Origin of the sequence: Pseudomonas fluorescens (assembly GCF_902497625.1) — a bacterium.
In the GTDB taxonomy this organism is placed as follows: domain Bacteria; phylum Pseudomonadota; class Gammaproteobacteria; order Pseudomonadales; family Pseudomonadaceae; genus Aquipseudomonas; species Aquipseudomonas fluorescens_BQ.
This window is the reverse complement of record NZ_CABVGX010000061.1, coordinates 1-21,863: the sequence shown is the minus strand read 5'-3', so window position 1 is coordinate 21,863 and position 21,863 is coordinate 1. Positions and strand designations below refer to the sequence as shown.

At 58.0% G+C, this 21,863-nt stretch carries 22 protein-coding genes and 1 tRNA gene; 15 read left to right on the top strand and 8 right to left on the bottom strand.

The window, feature by feature from the left end; genetic code table 11:
- Positions 1–55 precede the first annotated feature (55 nt).
- Complete coding sequence (locus F8N12_RS25230) at positions 56–322, top strand: hypothetical protein (RefSeq protein ID WP_224787749.1); 267 nt, start codon at positions 56–58, stop codon at positions 320–322.
- A gap of 190 nt (positions 323–512) precedes the next feature.
- Here F8N12_RS25230 and F8N12_RS28360 read toward each other — a convergent pair whose 3' ends face one another.
- Positions 513–710 carry a DUF3077 domain-containing protein gene (locus F8N12_RS28360; protein WP_224787748.1) on the bottom strand — a complete coding sequence of 66 codons (198 nt, stop codon included), beginning with the start codon at positions 708–710 and terminating at the stop codon, positions 513–515.
- A 52-nt stretch (positions 711–762) separates the two neighbouring features.
- A tRNA-Arg gene (locus F8N12_RS25220) sits at positions 763–839 on the bottom strand.
- 348 nt (positions 840–1,187) lie between these two features.
- On the opposite strand from F8N12_RS25220, the gene gabD reads away from it, so the two are divergent.
- The 3 genes from gabD (at position 1,188) to F8N12_RS25205 (ending at position 5,443) form a co-directional block, all read left to right on the top strand.
- Complete coding sequence (gene gabD / locus F8N12_RS25215) at positions 1,188–2,630, top strand: NADP-dependent succinate-semialdehyde dehydrogenase (RefSeq protein WP_150582810.1); 1,443 nt, start codon at positions 1,188–1,190, stop codon at positions 2,628–2,630.
- A 183-nt stretch (positions 2,631–2,813) separates the two neighbouring features.
- On the top strand, positions 2,814–4,091 hold the full coding sequence (gene gabT / locus F8N12_RS25210; RefSeq protein WP_150582809.1) for a 4-aminobutyrate--2-oxoglutarate transaminase: 1,278 nt from the start codon (positions 2,814–2,816) through the stop codon (positions 4,089–4,091).
- A gap of 137 nt (positions 4,092–4,228) precedes the next feature.
- A complete protein-coding gene (locus F8N12_RS25205; RefSeq protein ID WP_150582808.1) occupies positions 4,229–5,443 on the top strand; it encodes an HDOD domain-containing protein in 1,215 nt (404 codons plus the stop codon).
- Between the two features lie 24 nt (positions 5,444–5,467).
- Here the strand turns inward: F8N12_RS25205 and F8N12_RS25200 are convergent, their stop codons facing one another.
- On the bottom strand, positions 5,468–6,457 hold the full coding sequence (locus F8N12_RS25200) for a sensor domain-containing diguanylate cyclase (RefSeq protein ID WP_150582807.1): 990 nt from the start codon (positions 6,455–6,457) through the stop codon (positions 5,468–5,470).
- Positions 6,458–6,602: 145 nt separating this feature from the next.
- The gene (gene desA / locus F8N12_RS25195; protein ID WP_150582806.1) at positions 6,603–7,787 is read right to left on the bottom strand and encodes a delta-9 fatty acid desaturase DesA; all 1,185 of its coding nucleotides are present in this window, start codon (positions 7,785–7,787) and stop codon (positions 6,603–6,605) included.
- Between the two features lie 146 nt (positions 7,788–7,933).
- On the opposite strand from desA, the gene dibA reads away from it, so the two are divergent.
- The 6 genes from dibA (at position 7,934) to F8N12_RS25165 (ending at position 14,243) form a co-directional block, all read left to right on the top strand.
- Entirely contained in the window at positions 7,934–9,853 is a 1,920-nt protein-coding gene (gene dibA, locus F8N12_RS25190) for a phosphodiesterase DibA (protein ID WP_150582805.1), read from the top strand.
- Positions 9,854–10,145: 292 nt separating this feature from the next.
- On the top strand, positions 10,146–10,328 hold the full coding sequence (oscA, locus tag F8N12_RS25185) for a sulfur starvation response protein OscA (protein WP_094469701.1): 183 nt from the start codon (positions 10,146–10,148) through the stop codon (positions 10,326–10,328).
- 138 nt (positions 10,329–10,466) lie between these two features.
- A complete protein-coding gene (locus F8N12_RS25180) occupies positions 10,467–11,480 on the top strand; it encodes a sulfate ABC transporter substrate-binding protein (RefSeq protein WP_150582804.1) in 1,014 nt (337 codons plus the stop codon).
- A 69-nt stretch (positions 11,481–11,549) separates the two neighbouring features.
- Positions 11,550–12,368, top strand: a complete 819-nt coding sequence (cysT, locus tag F8N12_RS25175; protein WP_150582803.1) for a sulfate ABC transporter permease subunit CysT — start codon at positions 11,550–11,552, stop codon at positions 12,366–12,368.
- A gap of 12 nt (positions 12,369–12,380) precedes the next feature.
- Complete coding sequence (gene cysW / locus F8N12_RS25170; RefSeq protein ID WP_150582802.1) at positions 12,381–13,250, top strand: sulfate ABC transporter permease subunit CysW; 870 nt, start codon at positions 12,381–12,383, stop codon at positions 13,248–13,250.
- Between the two features lie 3 nt (positions 13,251–13,253).
- Positions 13,254–14,243, top strand: coding sequence for a sulfate/molybdate ABC transporter ATP-binding protein (locus F8N12_RS25165; RefSeq protein WP_150582801.1), 990 nt, complete (start codon positions 13,254–13,256; stop codon positions 14,241–14,243).
- 123 nt (positions 14,244–14,366) lie between these two features.
- Here F8N12_RS25165 and F8N12_RS25160 read toward each other — a convergent pair whose 3' ends face one another.
- On the bottom strand, positions 14,367–14,885 hold the full coding sequence (locus F8N12_RS25160; protein WP_150582800.1) for a DUF962 domain-containing protein: 519 nt from the start codon (positions 14,883–14,885) through the stop codon (positions 14,367–14,369).
- An 86-nt stretch (positions 14,886–14,971) separates the two neighbouring features.
- On the opposite strand from F8N12_RS25160, the gene F8N12_RS25155 reads away from it, so the two are divergent.
- A complete protein-coding gene (locus F8N12_RS25155; RefSeq protein WP_150582799.1) occupies positions 14,972–15,658 on the top strand; it encodes a Crp/Fnr family transcriptional regulator in 687 nt (228 codons plus the stop codon).
- Between the two features lie 30 nt (positions 15,659–15,688).
- Here the strand turns inward: F8N12_RS25155 and uraH are convergent, their stop codons facing one another.
- The gene (gene uraH / locus F8N12_RS25150; protein WP_150582798.1) at positions 15,689–16,099 is read right to left on the bottom strand and encodes a hydroxyisourate hydrolase; all 411 of its coding nucleotides are present in this window, start codon (positions 16,097–16,099) and stop codon (positions 15,689–15,691) included.
- Positions 16,100–16,110: 11 nt separating this feature from the next.
- On the bottom strand, positions 16,111–16,596 hold the full coding sequence (locus F8N12_RS25145; protein WP_150582797.1) for a GlcG/HbpS family heme-binding protein: 486 nt from the start codon (positions 16,594–16,596) through the stop codon (positions 16,111–16,113).
- A gap of 136 nt (positions 16,597–16,732) precedes the next feature.
- On the opposite strand from F8N12_RS25145, the gene F8N12_RS25140 reads away from it, so the two are divergent.
- Together F8N12_RS25140 and F8N12_RS25135 are read left to right on the top strand one after the other, a co-directional pair.
- Positions 16,733–17,413: a heavy metal response regulator transcription factor gene (locus F8N12_RS25140; RefSeq protein WP_150582796.1), complete on the top strand. Its 681-nt coding sequence runs from the start codon at positions 16,733–16,735 to the stop codon at positions 17,411–17,413.
- Positions 17,403–18,788: a heavy metal sensor histidine kinase gene (locus tag F8N12_RS25135; protein WP_150582795.1), complete on the top strand. Its 1,386-nt coding sequence runs from the start codon at positions 17,403–17,405 to the stop codon at positions 18,786–18,788. Before F8N12_RS25140 ends, F8N12_RS25135 begins: the two co-directional genes overlap by 11 nt.
- 198 nt (positions 18,789–18,986) lie before the next feature.
- Here the strand turns inward: F8N12_RS25135 and F8N12_RS25130 are convergent, their stop codons facing one another.
- A complete protein-coding gene (locus tag F8N12_RS25130; protein ID WP_150582794.1) occupies positions 18,987–19,991 on the bottom strand; it encodes an AraC family transcriptional regulator in 1,005 nt (334 codons plus the stop codon).
- A 100-nt stretch (positions 19,992–20,091) separates the two neighbouring features.
- On the opposite strand from F8N12_RS25130, the gene F8N12_RS25125 reads away from it, so the two are divergent.
- The gene (locus tag F8N12_RS25125) at positions 20,092–21,165 is read left to right on the top strand and encodes a fatty acid desaturase (RefSeq protein WP_150582793.1); all 1,074 of its coding nucleotides are present in this window, start codon (positions 20,092–20,094) and stop codon (positions 21,163–21,165) included.
- A 474-nt stretch (positions 21,166–21,639) separates the two neighbouring features.
- A partial coding sequence (locus F8N12_RS25120; RefSeq protein ID WP_191623217.1) for an alpha/beta hydrolase occupies positions 21,640–21,863 on the top strand: 224 nt, incomplete at its 3' end.

Below are 21,863 nucleotides of genomic sequence, written 5' to 3'. Positions count from 1 at the left end.
GCATCGCTGCGGGTCGAAGCATTGAAGAAAACCGAGGTAACACGTGCGCCGCCATTTGGCATCAACCTCCGAAAGCGCGCACTATCGGCCTATAGCCGATGCGTTGGAGGATGCCGTGGCAAAAAAAATAGACCGCATCGCCCAAATGCTTAACTGCCCGGAAAAGGGTCAGGACTTGCGGCGAGCTATAACCGAGAGCCGCAAGGAGTTCTTACTTGCCAAGCAGGCGGAAGAAGCGTTTGAGGACGACGTTCCTGACGAGCAGGAAGTTGAGGACGACGAGGATGATAATTACGACGAGTTTGACTGGACGACCGAGTAAAAGATGGCTCTGGTTTCTAAAAAAAGTAAAGCCGTGACACGCCCCGTAGCAGCTGGCGCAGCCTGCGTCCGGCTGCGAAGCAGTCGTGAAACCTGCGCACGCGGTTTCTGATTGGAAAGCAGATCGCACTCACATCCTGCAGATATAGAGTCCCCGAAAATTCGGGGCACATTTCAAAGGTGAGTGTTAACTACTCTGCGCTTGGTTGCTCGCGCGTCGAAGGTGCCCGCGTCAGCACTTTCACCGCATCATCTACCAACGCCTTACTCATTGCCGTCGAATAATGCGCAGCCCAAGCGTGACGATCGCTGTCCCTGTCGGAGGCGGCATCTTTGGATAGCGCCTTGGCGAGAAACAAAAAGTAGGGATAACCAAGACGAGACAACACCCACAAAAAAGCCCCAGACCTTTCAATCTGAGGCTTTCTCGTTTCTAAAATATGGTGCACCAGGCGGGATTCGAACCCACGACCCCTGCCTTCGGAGGGCAGTACTCTATCCAGCTGAGCTACTGGTGCAAGCGGGCGCCATAATACTCATAAGCACTGCGGGCGTCCATGCTGCTGAATCGACAGTGCTTTTCCAAAGCATAACGCGGGTTTGCTACGCTGATCTAAAATCTTGGGCAAATGGGGAGTTTTCGTTCTTTTTTTCGAACAGGCTATTGTCCTTTACCCCCTTTGATCCTAGGATTCGTTTGAGATTTCAAACGCTCTTGTCTGGGTGCTGAACCGCACGAGTCCAATCCGTGCGCTATTTATGTGCTTCAGCCCGGTGAATGATTTCCCTGACGGCAGCCTTCCAGGCGCCTTTCTACAATCATAATTTGCTCCGCGCCGGTCGCGGTGCTGTTAAGGAAAGCCGACATGCAGCTTAAAGACACCCAGTTGTTCCGCCAGCAAGCCTTCATCGATGGCGCTTGGGTCGACGCGGACAACGGTCAGACGATCAACGTCAACAACCCGGCAACGGGCGAAATTCTAGGCACTGTGCCGAAGATGGGCGCCGCCGAAACCCGTCGTGCGATCGAAGCCGCTGACAAGGCGTTGCCGGCCTGGCGTGCCCTGACCGCCAAGGATCGTGCGAACAAGCTGCGTCGTTGGTTCGAACTGATTATCGAGAACCAGGATGACCTCGCTCGCCTGATGACCCTCGAGCAAGGCAAGCCTTTGGCCGAAGCCAAGGGCGAGATCGTTTACGCCGCTTCCTTTATCGAGTGGTTCGCCGAAGAAGCCAAGCGCGTGTACGGCGACGTAATCCCGGGTCACCAGCCAGACAAGCGCCTGATCGTGATCAAGCAGCCAATCGGCGTGACCGCTGCGATCACCCCGTGGAATTTCCCGGCCGCGATGATCACCCGCAAGGCTGGCCCAGCCCTGGCCGCCGGTTGCACCATGGTGCTCAAGCCTGCTTCGCAAACCCCGTTCTCCGCTTTCGCTTTGGCTGAACTGGCTCAGCGTGCCGGCATTCCAAACGGCGTGTTCAGCGTGGTGTCCGGCAGTGCCGGCGACATCGGTAGCGAGCTGACCAGCAACCCGATCGTGCGTAAATTGTCCTTCACCGGCTCGACTGAAATCGGTCGTCAGCTGATGGCCGAATGTGCCAAGGACATCAAAAAAGTATCTCTGGAGCTGGGCGGCAACGCGCCGTTCATCGTGTTCGACGACGCGGACCTGGATAAGGCCGTCGAAGGCGCGATCATCTCCAAGTATCGCAACAACGGTCAGACCTGCGTCTGCGCCAACCGTTTGTACATTCAGGATTCGGTGTACGACGCGTTCGCCGAGAAGCTGAAAGTGGCGGTGTCCAAGCTCAAGATCGGTAACGGTCTGGAAGAAGGCACCACCACCGGTCCGCTGATCGACGAAAAAGCCGTAGCCAAGGTTCAGGAACACATCGCTGATGCGGTCAGCAAAGGCGCGACCGTACTGTCAGGCGGCAAATCGATGGAAGGCAACTTCTTCGAGCCGACCATTCTGACCAACGTGCCGAATAACGCAGCCGTTGCCAAGGAAGAAACCTTCGGCCCATTGGCGCCGCTGTTCCGCTTTAAAGACGAAGCCGAAGTGATTGCGATGTCGAACGACACAGAGTTCGGTCTGGCCTCGTATTTCTATGCGCGTGACCTGGGCCGTGTGTTCCGTGTGGCAGAAGCCCTGGAATACGGTATGGTCGGCGTCAACACCGGATTGATCTCCAACGAAGTCGCGCCGTTCGGCGGCATCAAGGCGTCGGGCCTGGGCCGCGAAGGCTCCAAGTACGGCATCGAAGATTATCTGGAAATCAAATACCTCTGCCTCGGCATCTAAGTCGGGCAAGGCATAGCTATAAGCAGAGAGGGCACGAGAGCGCTGACCCTTTCTGCGTTTCAAACGGAATTTTCTCAGTGGCCGGGAACGCTGTGGCAGTCGATCATCGCATGCTGCCGCAGTGCCCTCCCCGCCGCATTTTCCTTGAATCACGCCGCCCGATGAGCGGCGAATGAGGACTGTATGAGCAAGACTAACGCTTCCCTGATGAAACGCCGCGAAGCCGCTGTACCGCGCGGTGTTGGCCAGATTCACCCGATTTTCGCCGAGTCGGCGAAGAACGCCACCGTGACCGACGTTGAAGGCCGCGAGTTCATCGACTTCGCCGGCGGCATTGCTGTGCTGAACACCGGCCACGTGCACCCGAAAATCATCGCCGCCGTGACCGAACAGCTGAACAAGCTGACTCACACCTGCTTCCAGGTGCTGGCGTACGAACCGTACGTAGAGCTTTGCGAAAAAATCAACGAGAAAGTGCCAGGCGATTTCGCCAAGAAAACCTTGCTGGTCACCACCGGTTCCGAGGCCGTTGAAAACGCCGTGAAGATCGCCCGTGCCGCCACTGGCCGCGCTGGTGTAATCGCCTTCACCGGCGCTTACCACGGTCGCACCATGATGACCCTGGGCCTGACTGGTAAAGTCGTGCCTTACTCGGCCGGTATGGGCCTGATGCCGGGCGGCGTATTCCGTGCGCTGTACCCAAATGAGCTGCACGGCGTGAGCGTCGACGATTCGATCGCCAGCATCGAACGTATCTTCAAGAACGATGCCGAGCCGCGTGACATCGCTGCCATCATCATCGAACCGGTACAGGGTGAAGGCGGTTTCTACGTCGCGCCCAAAGAGTTCATGAAGCGCCTGCGTGCCCTGTGCGACCAGCACGGCATTCTGTTGATCGCCGACGAAGTGCAGACCGGCGCTGGCCGTACCGGTACTTTCTTCGCCATGGAGCAGATGGGCGTTTCCGCTGACCTGACCACCTTCGCCAAATCCATCGCTGGCGGTTTTCCGCTTGCCGGCGTGTGCGGCAAGGCCGAATACATGGACGCGATCGCTCCGGGCGGCCTCGGCGGTACGTATGCCGGTAGCCCGATCGCTTGCGCCGCAGCCCTGGCCGTGATGGAAGTGTTCGAAGAAGAACACCTGCTGGACCGCTGCAAGGCAGTCGGCGAGCGTCTGGTCACTGGCCTCAAGGCCATCCAGGCGAAATACCCGGTGATTGGTGAAGTCCGTGCGTTGGGCGCGATGATCGCGGTCGAGCTGTTCGTCGACGGTGACAGTCACAAGCCCAATGCTGCGGCGGTGGCATCGGTCGTGGCCAAAGCGCGCGATAAGGGCCTGATCCTGCTGTCCTGCGGCACTTACGGCAACGTACTGCGCGTCCTGGTACCGCTGACGTCGCCGGACGAGCAGTTGGACAAAGGTCTGGCGATCATCGAAGAGTGCTTCTCCGAGCTGTAATTACGGGCTCGGCTGACTGTGTGAGCTGATCGACAAAAAACCCGCTTCGGCGGGTTTTTTTGTATCCCGCAAATACTTGTGTTGTTGTGAAGGGCCAGCATTGACTAAGGTGCAGTCATAGTGAGGGAGCTTGCTGCATGCCTGCCGTCGTTTTGCCTGCTTTACCCCGAGTGTTGATTGCCGAGGCTGACCCCTGGTCGCGCGACCTGCTCAAACACGTGTTGCTCAGTGTGCGCTGTGACGCGCGCCTGGACGTGTGCGCCGATGGCCACGAAGCGCTGGAGCGGTTGGCGGAACATTCTTATGACCTGCTCATCGTTGATTGGGAATTGCCCGGAGTGGATGGCTTGAATGTTCTGCGCAGCGTTCGCCAGCGCAAACGCAATCCGCCAGTACCTTTCATTTTGATGAGCAGCCGCAACGACAGCGCCAGCGTGCGCGAAGCCTTGCCCCTGGCGCCCACGGCGTATCTGACCAAACCATTGAACATGGAGAGCCTGACGCAGCGTTTGCAAGGCTTGCTGCTCAACGCAGGCGAAGAAGTTTCATGTGAGGTGCCCGCGCTGGCGCCCGGCATGACCTTGTCGGTTTACCTGGAGCGCCGGCGTGAAATCACCGACGGGGCGGCACTGATGATGGATGTGCAGCGGGCGGTCCAGCGCAGCCTCAATCCGGCGGGCATCGATTTGGCCAAGCTGCATGACGAGACCCGTTCCGATCCGCAGATCACCGCTGTGCTGGTCGCGGCTGCCAACAGCGCTGCGCAGCATCATGGGAAGGCTGTGCAGACGTTAGCTCAGGCGTTGCAGCGCTTGGGCTCCGGGCAGAGCATGAATCTGATTCTGGGGTTGGCGCTCAAGCGCAGTGCGCGTTTGAGCGATCCCTTCCTGGCGGATTACGCCGAACGTTACTGGGAGTTGTCGCTGCACACTGCCGAATATGCGCGAACGTTGGCGCGTTTGCTGGATCTCGATCAGGACCGTTGTTATTGCGCCGGCATGCTGCACCGACTGGGCGATCTGGCCCTGCTGCGTTGTCTGCAGGAATGGAAGCTGGCGGGCGGTGAGCTGGATGACCGGGAGGACGTCGGCAATGCGCTGGCCGAGTTCGGCGCAGGGTATGGCTCGGAATTACGCACGCGCTGGCGATTGCCGCTGGAATTGCGTGAGCTGATTGCAGCGGTGTATCAGCTCGGTGGCGGGGTGTATTCGCGCGAGGCACTGGTGATGAATATGGCGGCTCAGTTGGCACTGCTCACTGAACATGAAGGTATCGAGGAACTGGCCAAGAGCCGTACTGCCCGGCTCCTGAAAATCGGTTTGCCGGAGTTGATGCGGTTACGCAAAAAGTGACAAGTTATCCAAAGCCTGGGGCGTTCAGGCAGAAACGATGCGGTTCTTGCCCTGGCGCTTGGCCTCATACATTGCCGCATCCGCGCGTGCAAACAGAGCCTGGACGTTCTCGTCCTCGGCTGTAAGGCTGGTCAGGCCCTGGCTGGCGGTAATGCCAAACGTCTGCCCGTCATGGCTAAAGCTCAACCGCTGAATTTCCTTTTGCAGGCGCTCGGCCACTTGCATTGCCATGTCGGGTGCGCAACCAGGAAAAACAGCAGCGAACTCCTCACCTCCGATGCGTCCGAACACGTCGCCACGGCGCAACGTTTCACGACCCGTCTCCGCGATCCGCTGCAGCACACTGTCACCCAAGGGATGGCCGTAGGTGTCGTTGATCTTCTTGAAATCATCGATGTCCAGCAACAGAAAGGCAAGGGGCGTGCCGTGCTGACGTGCGTGGTCGAACTCGCGGTGCGCGCAGTCGAAAAAATGCCGGCGATTGCTGCTTTGGGTCAGGACATCGGTGGTTGCCAGGCGATGCAGCTCGGATTCCATGTGCTTCTTTTCGGTGATGTCTTCGGCAATGCCGACAATAATCACAGGTTTGCCTGGCTCGGCCTGACGGTTGATGAAGCATTTGTCGCTAAGCCAGCGCACTTGTCCGTTGGCATCGATGATTCGGTATTCGCGATCTTCGACCGCACCTTTATCCAGCACTTCAGCCAGACTGCGCTCAGCGTAATCCAGATCATCCGGGTGAATGCTGTCGCGCCACTGGTTGTAGTCCGACAGCAGTTGGCCTACGGAATGACCAAAAATACGCTCATAGGCGGGGCTGACGTAGATCATTTCACGGGTTTCCCAGTTGAACGCCCAAAGCACCGCATTGACACTCACCAGCAGGGAGCTGAAAAGCTGTTCGCGTTCACTCAGGCGAGCCACTTCACCTTGGGCGTGCATCAGCGCCATCAAGGTTTGTGCGGCTTCGGGCCACTGGGGTAAAGATGAGTCTTGCAGGTTCTTGTTGACCATCGACACAAATCTCAAAGGATGTGCCGCTCATTCGACAGCGGCTACAGCAAAGCCCGCCGTGGTGGCGAAGTGTCTTTGAGATAGGCGATTTGTAACGAAGTTCCGGAACGGTGCGCCCCTGTGCGGGGCGCACCGATCAACGGCGTCAGATTGTAGCGGGGCGCAGCGAGTAGGTTTTCAGCTGGTCGGCGAAATCGCGCAGGGAGTGAATGCCGCTGGCTTCAGCTTCCTGGATCCAGTCCTTGATCGCGGCGAGCATGTCGTGACCATTGGTGCTGGTCTTGAGCCAGATCTGTTGCAAGGCCAGACGCTTTTCGTAGATGACTTTCAGCGCATGGCTGTGCTCAAGCATGGTCTGGATACGCATATGGTGCTTGTCATCCAGCAGACTGGTTTCACGCGAAAGCAAGCGCTTGGCTCGGTGAAACTGGTGACGGACAGAGTGATCGACCTTCTCCAGTTCCTGTTTGACCAGCGGCGCGATAACCAGCTTGCGGTACTGAGCCATGATCTGAAAACGGTTGTTGAGGATGGCCATGGCGGTATCCATGTCCAGGCTCCCTTTACCTTCAACCCGATGGGCAATAGGTGCAACCCGTTGAACCTTGGCCAGGCGCAGGAAGCTGAAGACCTGAATCCACGCCCAGCCGAGGTCGAACTCCCATTTTTTCACCGACAATTTTGCCGAGTTGGGATAGGTGTGGTGGTTGTTATGCAGTTCTTCACCGCCGATCAGGATGCCCCACGGCACCAGATTGGTCGCCGCATCGCGGCATTCGAAATTACGGTAGCCTATGGCATGGCCCAGTCCATTGACCACGCCAGCGGCCCAGACCGGGATCCACATCATCTGAATGGCCCAGATGGTGATACCGATGGTGCCGAACAGCAGCAGATCAATAACGCCCATGATCGCAATGCCGAGCAGGGGAAAACGGCTGTAGAGGTTGCGCTCGATCCAGTCTTCAGGGCAGTTCTTGCCGTAGATGCGCAGGGTTTCCGGGTTCTCTGCCTCGGAGCGGTAAAGCTCGGCACCTTTGCGCAGGACCGTGGACAGGCCCTTGATCACCGGGCTGTGGGGGTCATCGACGGTTTCGCATTTAGCGTGATGCTTGCGGTGGATGGCAGTCCACTCGCGGGTGTTCTGCGCCGTGGTCAACCACAGCCAGAAGCGGAAAAAATGTTTCAGGCCGGCATTGAGCTCAAGTGAGCGATGGGCTGAATAGCGATGCAGATAAACCGTGACGCCGATAATCGTGACGTGGGTCATCAGCAAGGTGACTGCCACCAGTGACCAGGGTGACAAGCCGAGAAAACCTTCGTACCACATAGGCTATTGGGCCCTCAAAAAGTGAAGAACAGCCGTTGCATTATCACTGAGCTCACAGATAAAACCAGTCACCCTTTCAGATAAGAGTGGCTGAATGTTTCTTTGCTCTATAATTCCGTTTTTTTTGCAGGGACATGGACTGCCGTATGTCTGCCTCTAAACGTGCTGGTTTGCGTGCAGCGCTGCTTTATTTGCTTGTCTCCATCATTTGGCTGCTACTCAGTGGCTATTTTATAAACAGTTTCTTCGATAGCTCGCCCGAGCTATTGCGCTGGCAACTGATCAACGGTTATGCCTGGGTGCTGTTCACCGCTGTGCTGATCTTTCTCGTTCGTGCGCGTTTTTTCCATTCCCTGGCATCTGATGCGAGAGCGATGGACCGGTCGGATGACCGCGAGCGTTTACGTCAAGCCGCTGCCGTGTTCGATTGCACGCGCGAAGGTGTGCTGGTTACCGACAAAAGTGGCTTGATCGTCCACGTAAACCGCGCGTTTATCGAAATAACCGGTTATCAGAGTGATGAAGTACTGGGTCAGAACCCCAGCCTTTTCAAATCCGGCCATCACCCGTCAGCGTTCTATCAGTCGATGTTCCAGACATTGGAAAACTGCGGCGAATGGAGTGGAGAAATATGGAACCGCCGCAAAAACGGCGATATCTACCCGCAATGGCAGACGATCCGTTTGATCCATGATGACCATGGTCAGCTCAGCCATTACGTCGCGGTGTTCTCTGATATCAGCGCGATCAAGGATTCCGAGCACGAGCTCAAGCATCTGGCCCACCATGATCCGCTGACCGACCTGCCCAATCGGCTGTTATTCACCGATCGCGCGGAGCAGGCGTTGGCCTCGGCACAGGTTCACAAGCGCAGCTGCGCATTGTTGCTGGTCGATCTGGATCATTTCAAAATGATCAACGACAGCCTTGGCCACACCATCGGCGACCAGTTACTCAAGGCGGTTGCCAAGCGCCTGACTGCATTATTCGCCCCTGGCATAACGGTGGCGCGCCTGAGTGGCGACGAATTTGCCGTGCTGGCCGAAAGTTGTCCGCAGATTGTGCACGCCGCCGCGCTGGCACAGCGGATCCTCGACGCGCTCAAGGAGCAGTATGAAATTGGCGGGCATGTACTCTTCATCAACGCCAGCATCGGTATCAGCCTGTTTCCCGGTGATGCACTGAACGCCGAACATCTGCTACGCAACGCCGATTCCGCGTTGTTTAAGGCAAAAAGTGTGGGGCGCAATGGCTATGCGCTCTACACCGAAGAATTGACTGCTCATGCGCATCAGCGAGCCGAGACGGCATTCGAATTGCGCCGAGCACTCGAGCAGGATGAATTACGCGTTTTTTTCCAGCCGGTTCATGACCTGAGGACTCGCCGTATGACTGGCGTCGAGGCATTGGTGCGCTGGGAGCACCCGCAGCGTGGACTGATCTCGCCTGCCGAGTTCATACCCATCGCCGAACGCACCGGTTTGATTGCCGAAATTGATGCCTGGGTGATGCGCCAGGCTTGCCAGCAGATGTGTCAATGGCAGCAGGCCGGCGTGGTGTTGTCGTTTGTCGCGGTGAATGTTTCGTCGCGGCTGTTCGCGGGCCGTGACCTGTATCGGCAAGTAGCGCAAGTACTGCGCGAAACCGGGCTGGAGCCTGCATTTCTGGAGCTGGAAGTGACCGAGAGTGCGGTGATGGATGATCCGGAAGTGGCGCTTGAGCAAATGCATCGTTTGCGCGAATTGGGAGTCAGGCTGGCCATCGATGATTTTGGCACTGGGTACTCGTCGTTGCTACGGCTCAAACGCTTGCCGGTGCAGAAGCTGAAGATCGATCAGGGCTTCGTCGCCGGTCTGCCATGGGATGAAGACGATGCGGCGATTGTCCGGGTTATCATCGCGCTCGCCCAAAGCATGGGCATGCAAGTGCATGCAGAGGGTATCGAGCAAGACGAACAGGCGCGTTTCCTGCTCGAGCAGGGTTGCGAATTGGGTCAAGGTTACTGGCTTGGGCGGCCCGTGCCGGCTGAGCAGCTGGATTGGACCTGCGTGCCGGTGATTGGCTGAGTGCACCTTGTGGCGAGGGGATTCACCGAAACGCCGGGCCGCCCCGTTGGGTCGCGCAGTGGCCCTCTGATTTTTGCGCCTGTTGCGCAGGCGAACCGGGACCAGTCTCCTCACCACAGGGATTTGCAGCGTGACCACTTATCCCCATCGGTTTATACCTTGGTGACTTTTTTAGTTATATAAACATTCTTAAATAGTCTTTTTAAGAATATCTGCGCTTATCTATATTGCTCCCACGCCGCAAGCAGTGCCGCCCACTGCCAGGCGATCTCTCAGTTGAAGGAGCAGCCCCATGAGCGCATCCCTGCGTAGTGTTGACGGACAAGACGAAGCCACCATCTTGCGTGAAATACAGAGTGCTTTGCGCGACCTGCGCTTCGGCGCTGTGGAAATCACTGTGCATAACGCCCAGGTGGTGCAGATCGAGCGCAAAGAAAAATTCCGTTTGCAAAACCCCGGCACCAAGCCGAGCTGAGATGAAAGATCGCAGCCTCTCGGCAGACTCGCCGATTCGCCCGTAGGAGCTGCCGAAGGTGGCGATCTTTCCAGCGAACAACCCGCTTCTCGCCATCATAAAAAAGCCAATACACCCAGAATTCCAGGAGCTTTCACCATGTCGTCGATTCGTCATTTCGCTTTGGCCGCGTTGGCCAGTGCCCTTTTTGCGGGTTCTGCGGTTGCCAAGGATTACGAGCTGCTCAATGTGTCGTACGACCCGACTCGCGAGCTCTATCAGGAATACAATGCTGAATTCGTCAATTTCTGGAAAAAAGACCACGCCGGCGACAACGTGAAAATCCAGCAGTCCCACGGTGGCTCCGGCAAGCAGGGCCGGGCGGTGATTGACGGTTTGCGCGCCGACGTAGTGACCCTGGCGCTGGCCGGTGACATCAACGAGATCGCCAAACTGGGCAAGACCCTCCCAGCGGATTGGCAGAAGCGTCTGCCGCAAGCGAGCACACCATACACCTCGACCATCGTTTTCCTGGTGCGCAAGGGCAACCCGAAGGGCATCAAGGACTGGGGCGACCTGACCAAGAGCGGCGTCGCAGTGATCACCCCGAATCCAAAAACATCCGGCGGGGCGCGCTGGAATTTCCTCGCCGCCTGGGCCTATGGTCTGAAAGCCAACGGCGGCGATGAAGCGAAGGCCAAGGAATATGTTCAGACGTTGTTCAAGCATGTTCCTGTGCTGGACACCGGCGCGCGCGGTTCGACCATCACCTTCGTCAACAACGGTCAGGGCGACGTGTTGCTGGCCTGGGAAAACGAAGCATTCCTGGCCTTGAAAGAAGACGGTGGCGCGGACAAATTCGACATCGTCGTGCCGTCGCTGTCGATCCTCGCGGAGCCACCGGTAGCGGTGGTCGATAAAAACGCCGAGAAGAAAGGCAACGCCGAGATCGCCGAAGCGTACCTCAAGCACCTCTACAGCCCGGCCGGCCAGGAAATCGCCGCGAAAAACTTCTATCGTCCACGGGACAAGGATGTGGCCGCCAAGTATGCCCAGCAGTTCCCGACACTGGAGCTGGTGACCATCGACAAGGACTTCGGCGGCTGGAAAAGTGCGCAACCGAAATTCTTCAATGACGGTGGCGTGTTCGACCAGATCTATCAGGCGCAGTAATCTGCATTAGCCATCAACGAGCCTCGAACTGACCGTCGGGGCTTTGCGCGTTCTCAACCAAGGACCTTTATGTCGCGTCGTATCTCCCCCGTCATACCCGGCTTCGGGCTGACGCTGGGTTACACCTTGGTGTACCTCAGCCTGATTGTGCTCATACCGCTGGCGGCGATGTTCGTACATGCCGCTCAACTCACCTGGGATCAGTTCTGGACGATCATCTCGGCGCCTCGCGTACTGGCAGCATTGAAGCTGAGCTTCGGTACCGCGCTGTGTGCCGCAATCATCAACGGCATTATCGGCACGCTGCTCGCCTGGGTCTTGGTGCGTTACACCTTCCCCGGGAGAAAAATCATCGATGCAATGATCGATCTGCCGTTCGCATTGCCCACCGCCGTCGCCGGTATCGCCTTGACCGCGCTGTACGCGCCGAATGGCTGGGTGGGTCAGTTCGCGGCCGACCTGGGTTTCAAAATCGCGTACACCCCCCTCGGCATCACGCTGGCGTTGACTTTTGTAACGCTTCCATTCGTGGTACGTACCGTACAGCCTGTACTGGCCGATATTCCTCGTGAAGTGGAGGAAGCAGCCGCGTGCCTGGGCGCTAAACCCTGGCAGGTTTTCCGCCATATCCTGGTCCCCGCACTGCTCCCTGCCTGGTTGACCGGCTTCGCCTTGGCCTTTGCCCGCGGGGTTGGCGAGTATGGTTCGGTGATTTTCATTGCCGGCAACATGCCGATGAAAACCGAAATTCTGCCGCTGCTGATCATGGTCAAACTCGACCAGTATGATTACACCGGCGCTACCTCCATTGGTGTGCTGATGTTGGTGGTTTCTTTCATTCTGTTGCTGCTGATCAACTTGCTGCAGCGGCGCATCGAAACCCCATAAGGAGGCGCATTCATGTCCCAATCGTCTATTGCTGCTGCTTCCTCAAACGCCTCACGCCGTGGCAGTGCCTCATCGCGTCGCGTATTGATCGGTCTTGGCTGGCTGATTTTTGCGCTGTTTTTGTTGTTGCCGCTGGTGATCGTGGTATCCCAGGGTTTTAAGATGGGGCTCGGTGCGTTCTTCACGGCGATCTTTGAGCCGGATGCACTTTCCGCGTTAAAGCTCACGGTGTTCGCCGTGCTGATTTCGGTGCCGCTGAACGTGGTGTTTGGTGTCAGCGCAGCCTGGTGTGTGAGCAAGTATTCGTTCCGCGGCAAAAGTATCCTCGTCACCCTGATCGATCTGCCGTTCTCGGTCTCGCCGGTCATCGCCGGTCTGGTTTATGTGCTGATGTTCGGTGCACAAGGACTGTTCGGACCGTGGCTGCAGGATCACGACATCCAGATCGTGTTCGCCTTGCCGGGCATCGTGCTGGCGACGATTTTTGTCACCGTGCCGTTCGTGGCGCGTGAGTTGATCCCGCTGATGCAGGAACAAGGCACGCAGGAAGAGGAGGCCGCGCGCTTGCTCGGCGCCAATGGCTGGCAGATGTTCTGGCACGTCACGGTGCCCAATATCAAATGGGGTCTTATCTACGGCGTGGTGTTGTGTACCGCGCGGGCGATGGGCGAGTTCGGTGCGGTTTCGGTGGTTTCAGGGCACATTCGCGGGGTGACCAACACCTTGCCGCTGCACGTCGAGATCCTCTACAACGAATACAACCACGTGGCCGCGTTCGCCGTGGCGAGCCTGTTGCTGATCATGGCGCTCTTCATCCTGCTGCTGAAGCAGTGGAGCGAAAACCGTATTAACCGCCTGCGCGCCAGCGCCGCGGAGGAATAATTCATGTCGATCGAAGTGCGTAACGTCAGCAAGAATTTCAACGCGTTCAAGGCGCTGGACAACATCAGCCTGGACATCCAGAGCGGCGAGCTGGTTGCGTTGCTCGGCCCTTCCGGCTGCGGAAAGACCACCTTGTTAAGGATCATCGCTGGCCTGGAAACGCCTGATCAGGGCAACATCGTCTTCCACGGCGAGGACGTTTCCGGCCACGATGTGCGCGATCGCAACGTCGGTTTCGTGTTCCAGCACTACGCGTTGTTTCGCCACATGACCGTGTTCGACAACGTCGCATTCGGCCTGCGCATGAAGCCGAAAAACCAGCGCCCGAGTGAAAGCCAGATCGCCGGGAAAGTCCATGAACTGCTGAACATGGTGCAACTGGACTGGCTGTCGGACCGTTACCCGGAGCAGCTATCTGGTGGCCAGCGCCAGCGTATCGCGCTCGCCCGTGCGCTGGCGGTGGAGCCAAAAGTTCTGTTGCTCGATGAGCCTTTTGGTGCGCTCGATGCCAAAGTCCGCAAAGAGCTGCGTCGCTGGTTGGCGCGGCTGCACGAGGACATCAACCTGACCTCGGTGTTCGTGACCCACGACCAGGAAGAAGCCATGGAAGTCGCCGACCGTATCGTGGTGATGAACAAGGGCGTGATCGAGCAGATCGGCTCACCGGGCGAGGTCTACGAGAATCCGGCCAGCGATTTCGTTTATCACTTCCTCGGGGATTCGAATCGTCTGCATCTGGGCGAAGACAACCACGTGCTGTTCCGCCCGCACGAAGTCTCGCTGTCGCGCCATGAACTGGAAGACCACCACGCGGCGGAAGTGCGCGATATTCGTCCGCTGGGCGCAACCACTCGTGTGACGCTGAAGGTGGAAGGACAGAGCGAATTGATCGAAGCCGAAGTCGTTAAGGATCACGACAGCCTGACCGGGTTGGCGAAGGGTGAGACGTTGTTCTTCAAGCCGAAGGTCTGGCAGAAAGTGGCTAACATCTAACATCTAAGATCAAAAGATCGCAGGCTGCGGCAGCTCCTACAGTGGGTTTGTATCGATCACGAAACTTGTGATCAACCGAAAACCCTGCAGGCGCTGCCGCAGACTGCGATCTTTTAAAGCGATCTACGCCGCAGCCCGCTTCGGATTAACCCGCACCCCACCCGCCTGCGCCTCGATCTGCTCTTTCAACTCACGCCGCATTCCCAACAAAAATGCCAACTCAGCCACCACGAACAGCGGCCCGACGATCAACCCGGTCACATCATCGACAAACGCCGGTTTGCGGCCTTCGTAGTGATGACCGACAAACTGAATTGCCCAGCCCACCACGAACATCCCCAGACCGCTCGCCAGCCACACCAGCGTGCTTTGCTGGGCGAGTACCTGGCCCGCCCAGACACACAGCGCTAATAGCACGCTCATCACCAGTCCAAGACGCAGCTCCAGGCGCAGGTAAAACCACGCCGACGCCAATGCCACGAGCATGGCCGGTGACAGCCAGCCTCCGGCCCATTGCGGACGAGAGAGCAATACGGCCACGGCCACGACAATCAGCGGAATGCCGATGAAATGCGTGGCAATATTGCGCGGGTCACGATGGTAAGTGGCGTATTGACTGAGATGGTCAACGAGGCTTTTCATTGTTATTCCTCCTGTAGGGTGATGGATCATGCCCCGGGTGCAGATGTGGCTCTGTCAGCCAGGCGACAATCTCCAGGAGTTTTTATTTGGGCATGCAGGTTTGGCGATCGCATCTGATAACGGGGCAGTGGTTCAGCCATTTGCCTGGCTCCTTACAGGATAGTCTGCTCACGGCTGCACGGGTCCGGAAGCTGGCCTCGGGGCAGCGATTGTTCAAGCGCGGTGATCCGCCGTGCGGGTTATATGCCGTGCTCGAAGGATCGGTGCGTATCGGCGCGGTGAGCGGGCAGGGCAAGGAAGCGCTGTTGAGCCTGGTGGAAGCCCCGCACTGGTTCGGCGAGATCTGTCTGTTTGACGGTCAGCCGCGAACGCATGATGCGTTTGCCCTGAGCCACTGCGTTCTGCTGCACATCCCGCAAAGCGCATTGCTGGCGTTGCTCGACAGTCAGCCAGAGTATTGGCGGCAATTGGCGTTGTTGATGAGCCAGAAGCTGCGCCTGGCCTTTATCAGTCTTGAACAGCTCAGCCTGTTGCCGGCGCCGGCACGCCTGGCGCATCGCTTGCTGATGATCGCCGAAGGCTATGGGGAAATCGATCCTCCCCGGCGTGTTTTACAGTTGCCACAAGAGCAACTGGCTTCAATGCTTTCGCTGTCGCGCCAGACCACCAATCAGATCCTCAACGAGCTTCAGAGCCAGGGAATCCTGGCCCTGAAGTATGGCGAGATAGAAATCGTCGATGCTGAGCGGTTACGGGCGTTGGCGACGCCCTGATTCCCGGCACCGTTCTGGCGCAGAAAGAGTCTACGATCCGCGATAAGTCGAGAACCCGTAAGGGCTCAGCAGCAGCGGAATGTGATAGTGCTGATCCGTTTGCTTCACTTCAAAAATTACCGGTATTTCCGGAAAAAACGTTTCGTGTTTCGCCTTCTTGAAATACTCGCCCGTCTTGAATACCACGCGATATTGCCCAGCCTCGAAAGTTTGTTTGGCCGGGAACAGTTCGGCGATGCGTCCCTGTTCGTTGGTAGTGCCCTCGGCCAGCGGCTGCCAGTTCTGGCCGACGTGCTTTTCCAGGGTCACGTTGACGCCCGGGGAAGGCAAACCGTTTTCCAGATTGAGCACGTGCACGCTCAACGGATTGCCGGCGGCGAGGGCCAGCGTCGACAGGCTACTCAGGCTGATGGCGGCCAGGGTCATGCGCAGGGTTTTCATGTTGCAGCTCCTCAGGTGGATTTTTTGATCGACAGGCCGACGGTGTCAGCCGCTTTGATGGCGCAATTTTCGTCCTGCTCGGCACCGCCGGAGCCGGCTACGCCGAGCGCGCCCACCAGTTCATCACCGGCAAAAAGTGGCACGCCGCCGCCCAGCAACAACAACTCGTCGAGCGTGTTGAGGTTGGCGGCTTCCGGGTTGTTGCGTGCGCGCTCGGCGAACAAACGGGTTGGGGTTTTCGTCGACAGCGCGGTAAACGCCTTGCGCTGACTGGCGGCGGTATTGTGCGAGCCGATGCCGTCGGCACGCAGGGTCACGAGCAGATTGCCGCCGCGATCAAGCACCGAGACGGTGCCGGTGCAATTGGCCAGGGTGGCATCGGCCAGCGACCGCGCAGTTCGCAAGTCGAGGTCGGCATGGCGAGGCAATTCAGCAGTGGCAAACGCGCTGCCAGTCAGGCCGAATGCAAGGCTGGTAATGAGGGTTTTGAACAGCATGGCCGGGCTCCGTAAGTCGAGGTCGCCACCTTACCCATCGCTCCCCGTCAGAACCTCGTCAGCAGGATTACAAGTTTGTAATGGGCAACAGAGGCGAAGGCGCCTAGCCTGTACGTCTGAATAATCGAGGTGTGCCATGCGTTTGCTGGTCGTTGAAGATGAAGCCAAAACCGCGAACTTCCTGGCCAAGGGCTTGGGGGAGTCAGGTTTTGCCGTGGACGTAGCGCTGAATGGTCTCGATGGGCGTTACTTTATCGAACAGCAGGAATATGACCTGATCATTCTTGATGTGATGCTGCCTGGGCTCAACGGCTGGCAATTGCTGCAACTGATTCGCCAGCGCGGAGCGACACCGGTACTGTTTCTGACTGCCAGGGACGCCATCGAAGACCGAGTGCGTGGCCTTGAACTGGGCGCCGACGATTATTTGCTCAAGCCGTTCGCCTTCGCCGAATTGCTCGCACGCGTGCGCACCTTGCTCCGGCGCGGGCCGATGCGCGAGGCCGAGTCGTACAACATCGCCGACCTGGAAATTGACGTCTTGCGCCGCCGGGTCAGTCGGGGTGGGCAACGTATCAGCCTGACCAACAAAGAATTTGCCCTGCTGCAATTGCTCGCCAGTCGCCAGGGCGAAGTGCTGTCACGCACGCTGATTGCCTCGCAGGTGTGGAACCTGAATTTCGACAGCGACACCAACATGGTTGAAGTCGCAGTGCGCCGCTTGCGCTCCAAGGTCGACGATCCTTACATACCGAAGCTGATCCACACCGTGCGCGGCGTCGGCTACCAACTGGAAGCACCGGACGATGCGCTCTAATTCCATCGCCTTCAGGCTGGCGCTGGCGTTTGCCGCCGTGTGTGCGTTGGTACTGAGCGTAATCGGGATATTTCTCTACCGCTCCCTTGCCTCGGAAATCGCCTATCGCGACGACCTCGCCTTGCTCGGCCGACTGGAGCAAGTGCGTGCGCTGCTCGCCGACAGTGACAGCCTCGGCGCCTTGCAGGCACGGCCGCGCCTGTACCAGAACATGCTCGGCAATCAGGACAGTTTGTTGCGCGTGGATCGGGCCGATGGCTCAACCGTCATCGGCATCAATCCGCGCCAGCAGAAGCTTCCGGCCCTGGACGCGATTGCCCCGGAGCGAGCGCCACAACGCAGCGACGTCATCACCTGGCAAGCGCCGGACGGTGCGGCCGTGGCACTGCTGTCCGGGCAGGCACGGGGGCCCAATGGGGAGGCGTTGACGGTGATCGCCGGCAGGGTATTGAACGAGCGTGAGCAGATGCTCGCCAGTTACCGGATGCAGCTTTATCTGGCCGTCAGCCTGGGCGCGGTGGTGGCATTTGCTTTGGGTCTGATGCTGTTGCAACGTGGTCTGCGACCGTTACGGCAGCTGAGTGAAGCGGTACGCGGCATCGACTTGCGCAGTCTCGATCAACGGCTGCCTGTGTCAGATATTCCAGCAGAACTGCGCGAACCGGTGCACGCCCTGAACGGCATGCTGACGCGGCTTGATGATGGCTTTCAACGGCTGTCACAATTCTCTGCCGACCTCGCTCATGAAATCCGCACGCCGCTGCACAATCTGCTGGGCGGCAATGGCCTGGCGCTGAGTCAACCCCGCAGCGCGGCGGAATATCAGGAAGTGCTCGCCTCCAACATGGAAGAGTTCGAGCGGCTCAAACGCATGGCCGAAAACCTGATGTTCCTCGCCCGCGCCGAGCAGGCCGAACGCGCTCTGGATTTGCGCGCGCTGGATCTGGCCAGTGTCGGCGATGAACTCTGTGATTACTTTGAAGCGCTGGCGGATGATCGGGACATTCGCCTGCAAAACGCTTTGTCCGGTGAGCTGGTCGCGGATCAGTTGTTGCTGCAACGCGCGCTCGGCAACTTGTTGGCCAACGCAGTGAGACATGCCGATGCTGGCTCCGTCATTGCGTTGCAACGGCGCGATGACTCGGGGATGTGCTGGCTGGAGGTGCACAATGTCGGCCCGGTCATTGCGCCGCAGCATCTGGGCAAAGTGTTTGACCGGTTTTACCGGGTCGATCCTTCGCGGGCAGAACCGGGGGATTCGGGCGGGTTGGGGTTGGCGATAGTCAGTTCGATCATGGGCTTGCATGGCGGGCGGGTGCGGGTGAGCAGTGATCAGACCGGCACGGTGTTCGGGTTGGGGTTTGTGTTGGATTGACGGGCCTCGTCGCCAGCAGGCTGGCTCCCACAGGGATCTCCATCGAGTACCCAATTTGGGTTTACTGAAGATCAAATGTGTCCGCCAGCTCCCACACGGATCTTCAGTGATCAACCTATTTGTATCCGACCGAGATCCCCTGTGGGAGCTGGCCTGCTGGCGATGGGGCCAGGTCAAGCACTACATCTCCCGGATCAATCACCGCAACCCATCCCGAAACTGCCCCGGTGTCATTCCCGTCCAGCGCTTGAATGCACGGTTGAAACTACTGGTATCGGCAAACCCGAGCAGATAGCTGATCTCGCTCAACGAGCAATGCGGATCACGCAAATGCAGCAGCGCGAGGTTCTCGCGGCTTTCATTGAGCAACGTATCGAAGCGGCAACCTTCGTCCGCCAGGTGCCGCTGCAAACTGCGCAAGCTCAAGTGCAAGGTCTGGGCGATGTGTTCGGCGCTTGGTTCGCCTTCTGGCAGTTGCTCTTCAATTGCGTCGCGCACCTTGCGTTCCCAGGTCAACGGCTTGAGCTGCGCCAGCGTGCGATTCAGCACGGTTTCGTTGTGTGCTGCCAGTTCCGGATTGGCATCGTCCAGATGGCTCTCGAAGTCCGTCAAAGAAAATTCCAGGCAGTCTTCGTCCGCCGCAAAGTACACCGGCGAGCGGAAGACCTTGTGCCATTGGTGCGCGTCGACGGGTTCCGGGCGGCGCAGATACACCGCCAGCGGCGCATAGTCGCGACCCAGGCGATTGCGGCAGGTGCGCACGTAAATGGCGCTGAACGCGTCAATCGCCTCGAATGCCGGCGCCGGATTACCGGGCGGAATTTTCAGGTGAAAACGGTAGCGATCGTCGTCGCGCGTCAGCTTCAGTTCCAAAGCATCGCTGACCACCTGGTGATAGCGCACGATGCGCTCGAAAACTTCGCGCAGGCTGGCGCTGGCGACTAGTGCATAACCAAGCGCGTGAAAGGTGGTGGGGCTGACGAAACGCGACACGCGCAAACCTATCGCCGGATCGCCACTGACCCGTACCGCGATTTCCCACAAACGGGTAGTGCCCGACAACGGATAACGGGCGTTAGGGTCGTCCATCAATTGCGGGTCGAGCCCCGCCTGGCGGCACAGGTCAGTGCTGTCGAGGCCCAACGCATCGAGTTGTTTGCGCAGGGCGCGGGTCCAGCTGGCAAGTGAGGTCGGTTCAGTCATGCTGATTGGCGCTTCCGGTCAACGGGTTGGCGTTCACGGCTACCACGATTTGCCGGTTCGCCCGGCAGGATGCAAACACCTATAACCAGAGGATGGAAGCATGGACGGTACTTCTGCAAGTCCCCAGCGACTGAATGCAACCCAGCGATCTGCGCATATTCGTGAAGTGGTGCTGGCCAAAGGCGTGGAATTGCGCCAGCGCTACCCGATTCTCAATCATCAGGACGCGATCGGAGCTGGCATTCTGGCGTTCGCGCTGGCCGGCATGATTGTCTCGGCAATGCTCTATCTCAACGATTACATGGCATGGTGGGTGTGTCTGTTGCTCAACGCATTCTTCGCCTCGCTGACCCACGAACTGGAACATGACCTGATTCACAGCATGTACTTTCGCAAGCAGCGCGTCCCGCACAATCTAATGATGGGCCTGGTCTGGCTGGCGCGGCCGAGCACGATCAATCCGTGGATTCGCCGGCACCTGCACCTCAACCATCACAAATTTTCCGGCACTGAAGCGGACATGGAAGAGCGTGCTATCACCAATGGCGAGCCTTGGGGGTTTGCGCGGTTGTTGATGGTCGGCGATAACGTGATGTCGGCGTTCATCCGCATGCTGCGGGCGAAAACCTGGGCGCACAAGCTCAGTATCTGCAAGCGCGTACTGAAGGTGTATGCACCGCTGGCGTTGTTGCATTGGGGCACGTGGTACGTGTTCCTCGGCTTCCACGCGGCCAACGGTGTCGCCTGGTTATGGGGTAGCCCGATTGAATGGTCGGCGAGTACGTTGGCCGTCATGGATATGATCGATGTTGCTGTCGTGGTGATTATCGGGCCGAACGTGTTGCGCACTTTCTGCCTGCACTTTGTCAGTTCGAACATGCACTATTACGGCGATGTCGAACCGGGCAACGTTATTCAACAGACTCAAGTGCTGAATCCTTGGTGGATGTGGCCGTTGCAGGCGTTCTGTTTCAATTTCGGCAGCAGTCACGGGATTCATCATTTTGTGGTGAAGGAGCCGTTTTATATCCGCCAGATGACCGTGCCGGTCGCGCATAAGGTGATGCGCGAGATGGGTGTGCGGTTCAACGATTTCGGGACGTTTGGGCGGGCGAATCGGTTCGTGCAGCCGGACGTTTCTGTTGCCCGGAAGATGCCAGTCGCCTCTGTTTGAATAACATTAAGAGGTGCTAAAGCGTTTCGTCATCAATCTGACCCGAACAGTGTTTATGTTGAACGCCAACGTGGGGCGTTCGGCTCAGCCATCGTCGCTTGTTTATGCCTTTGTGATCTAATAAGTGAATTAAATATTCCTTTAATAGATAACGATGACTATGCGATTGTCGCTGGAGATTGATCGCACGAGACATTAAGTTTTCCGGGGCCGTCTCCTTGGCAGGGTGCGGCCTTTTTTTTCCGTTTCCAATCCACAACACACTCCCCTGCGGAGCTGGCTCGCCAGCGATGGCGGTGGTTCAGTCACCAACCGTGTTAGCTGAAGCACCGCTTTCGCGAGCAAGCGCAGCTCCTAGAAGCCTGATTTTTTATTCCATGTAGGTCTTAACAAATAGCTTCTTATTCCTTAACGGATATAAATCCTCTCCTTATACTCACTCGGGAACAGACACGCACCAGGAGAACTCCCCCCATGCGCAACGAATCAATTCGCTACCTGATTGTGCCGGGCTGGCAAGGATCGCCAGAAGATCATTGGCAGAGCCATTGGCAGAAAAACCTGCCGAACAGCGTAAGGGTCGAGCAGGACGACTGGCTGACACCGCGACGTGAAGACTGGGTTGCGGCACTTGCAGAAGCGATTGCCGCCGACAGCACTCCGGTCATCCTGATCGCCCATAGTCTGGGGTGCATCAC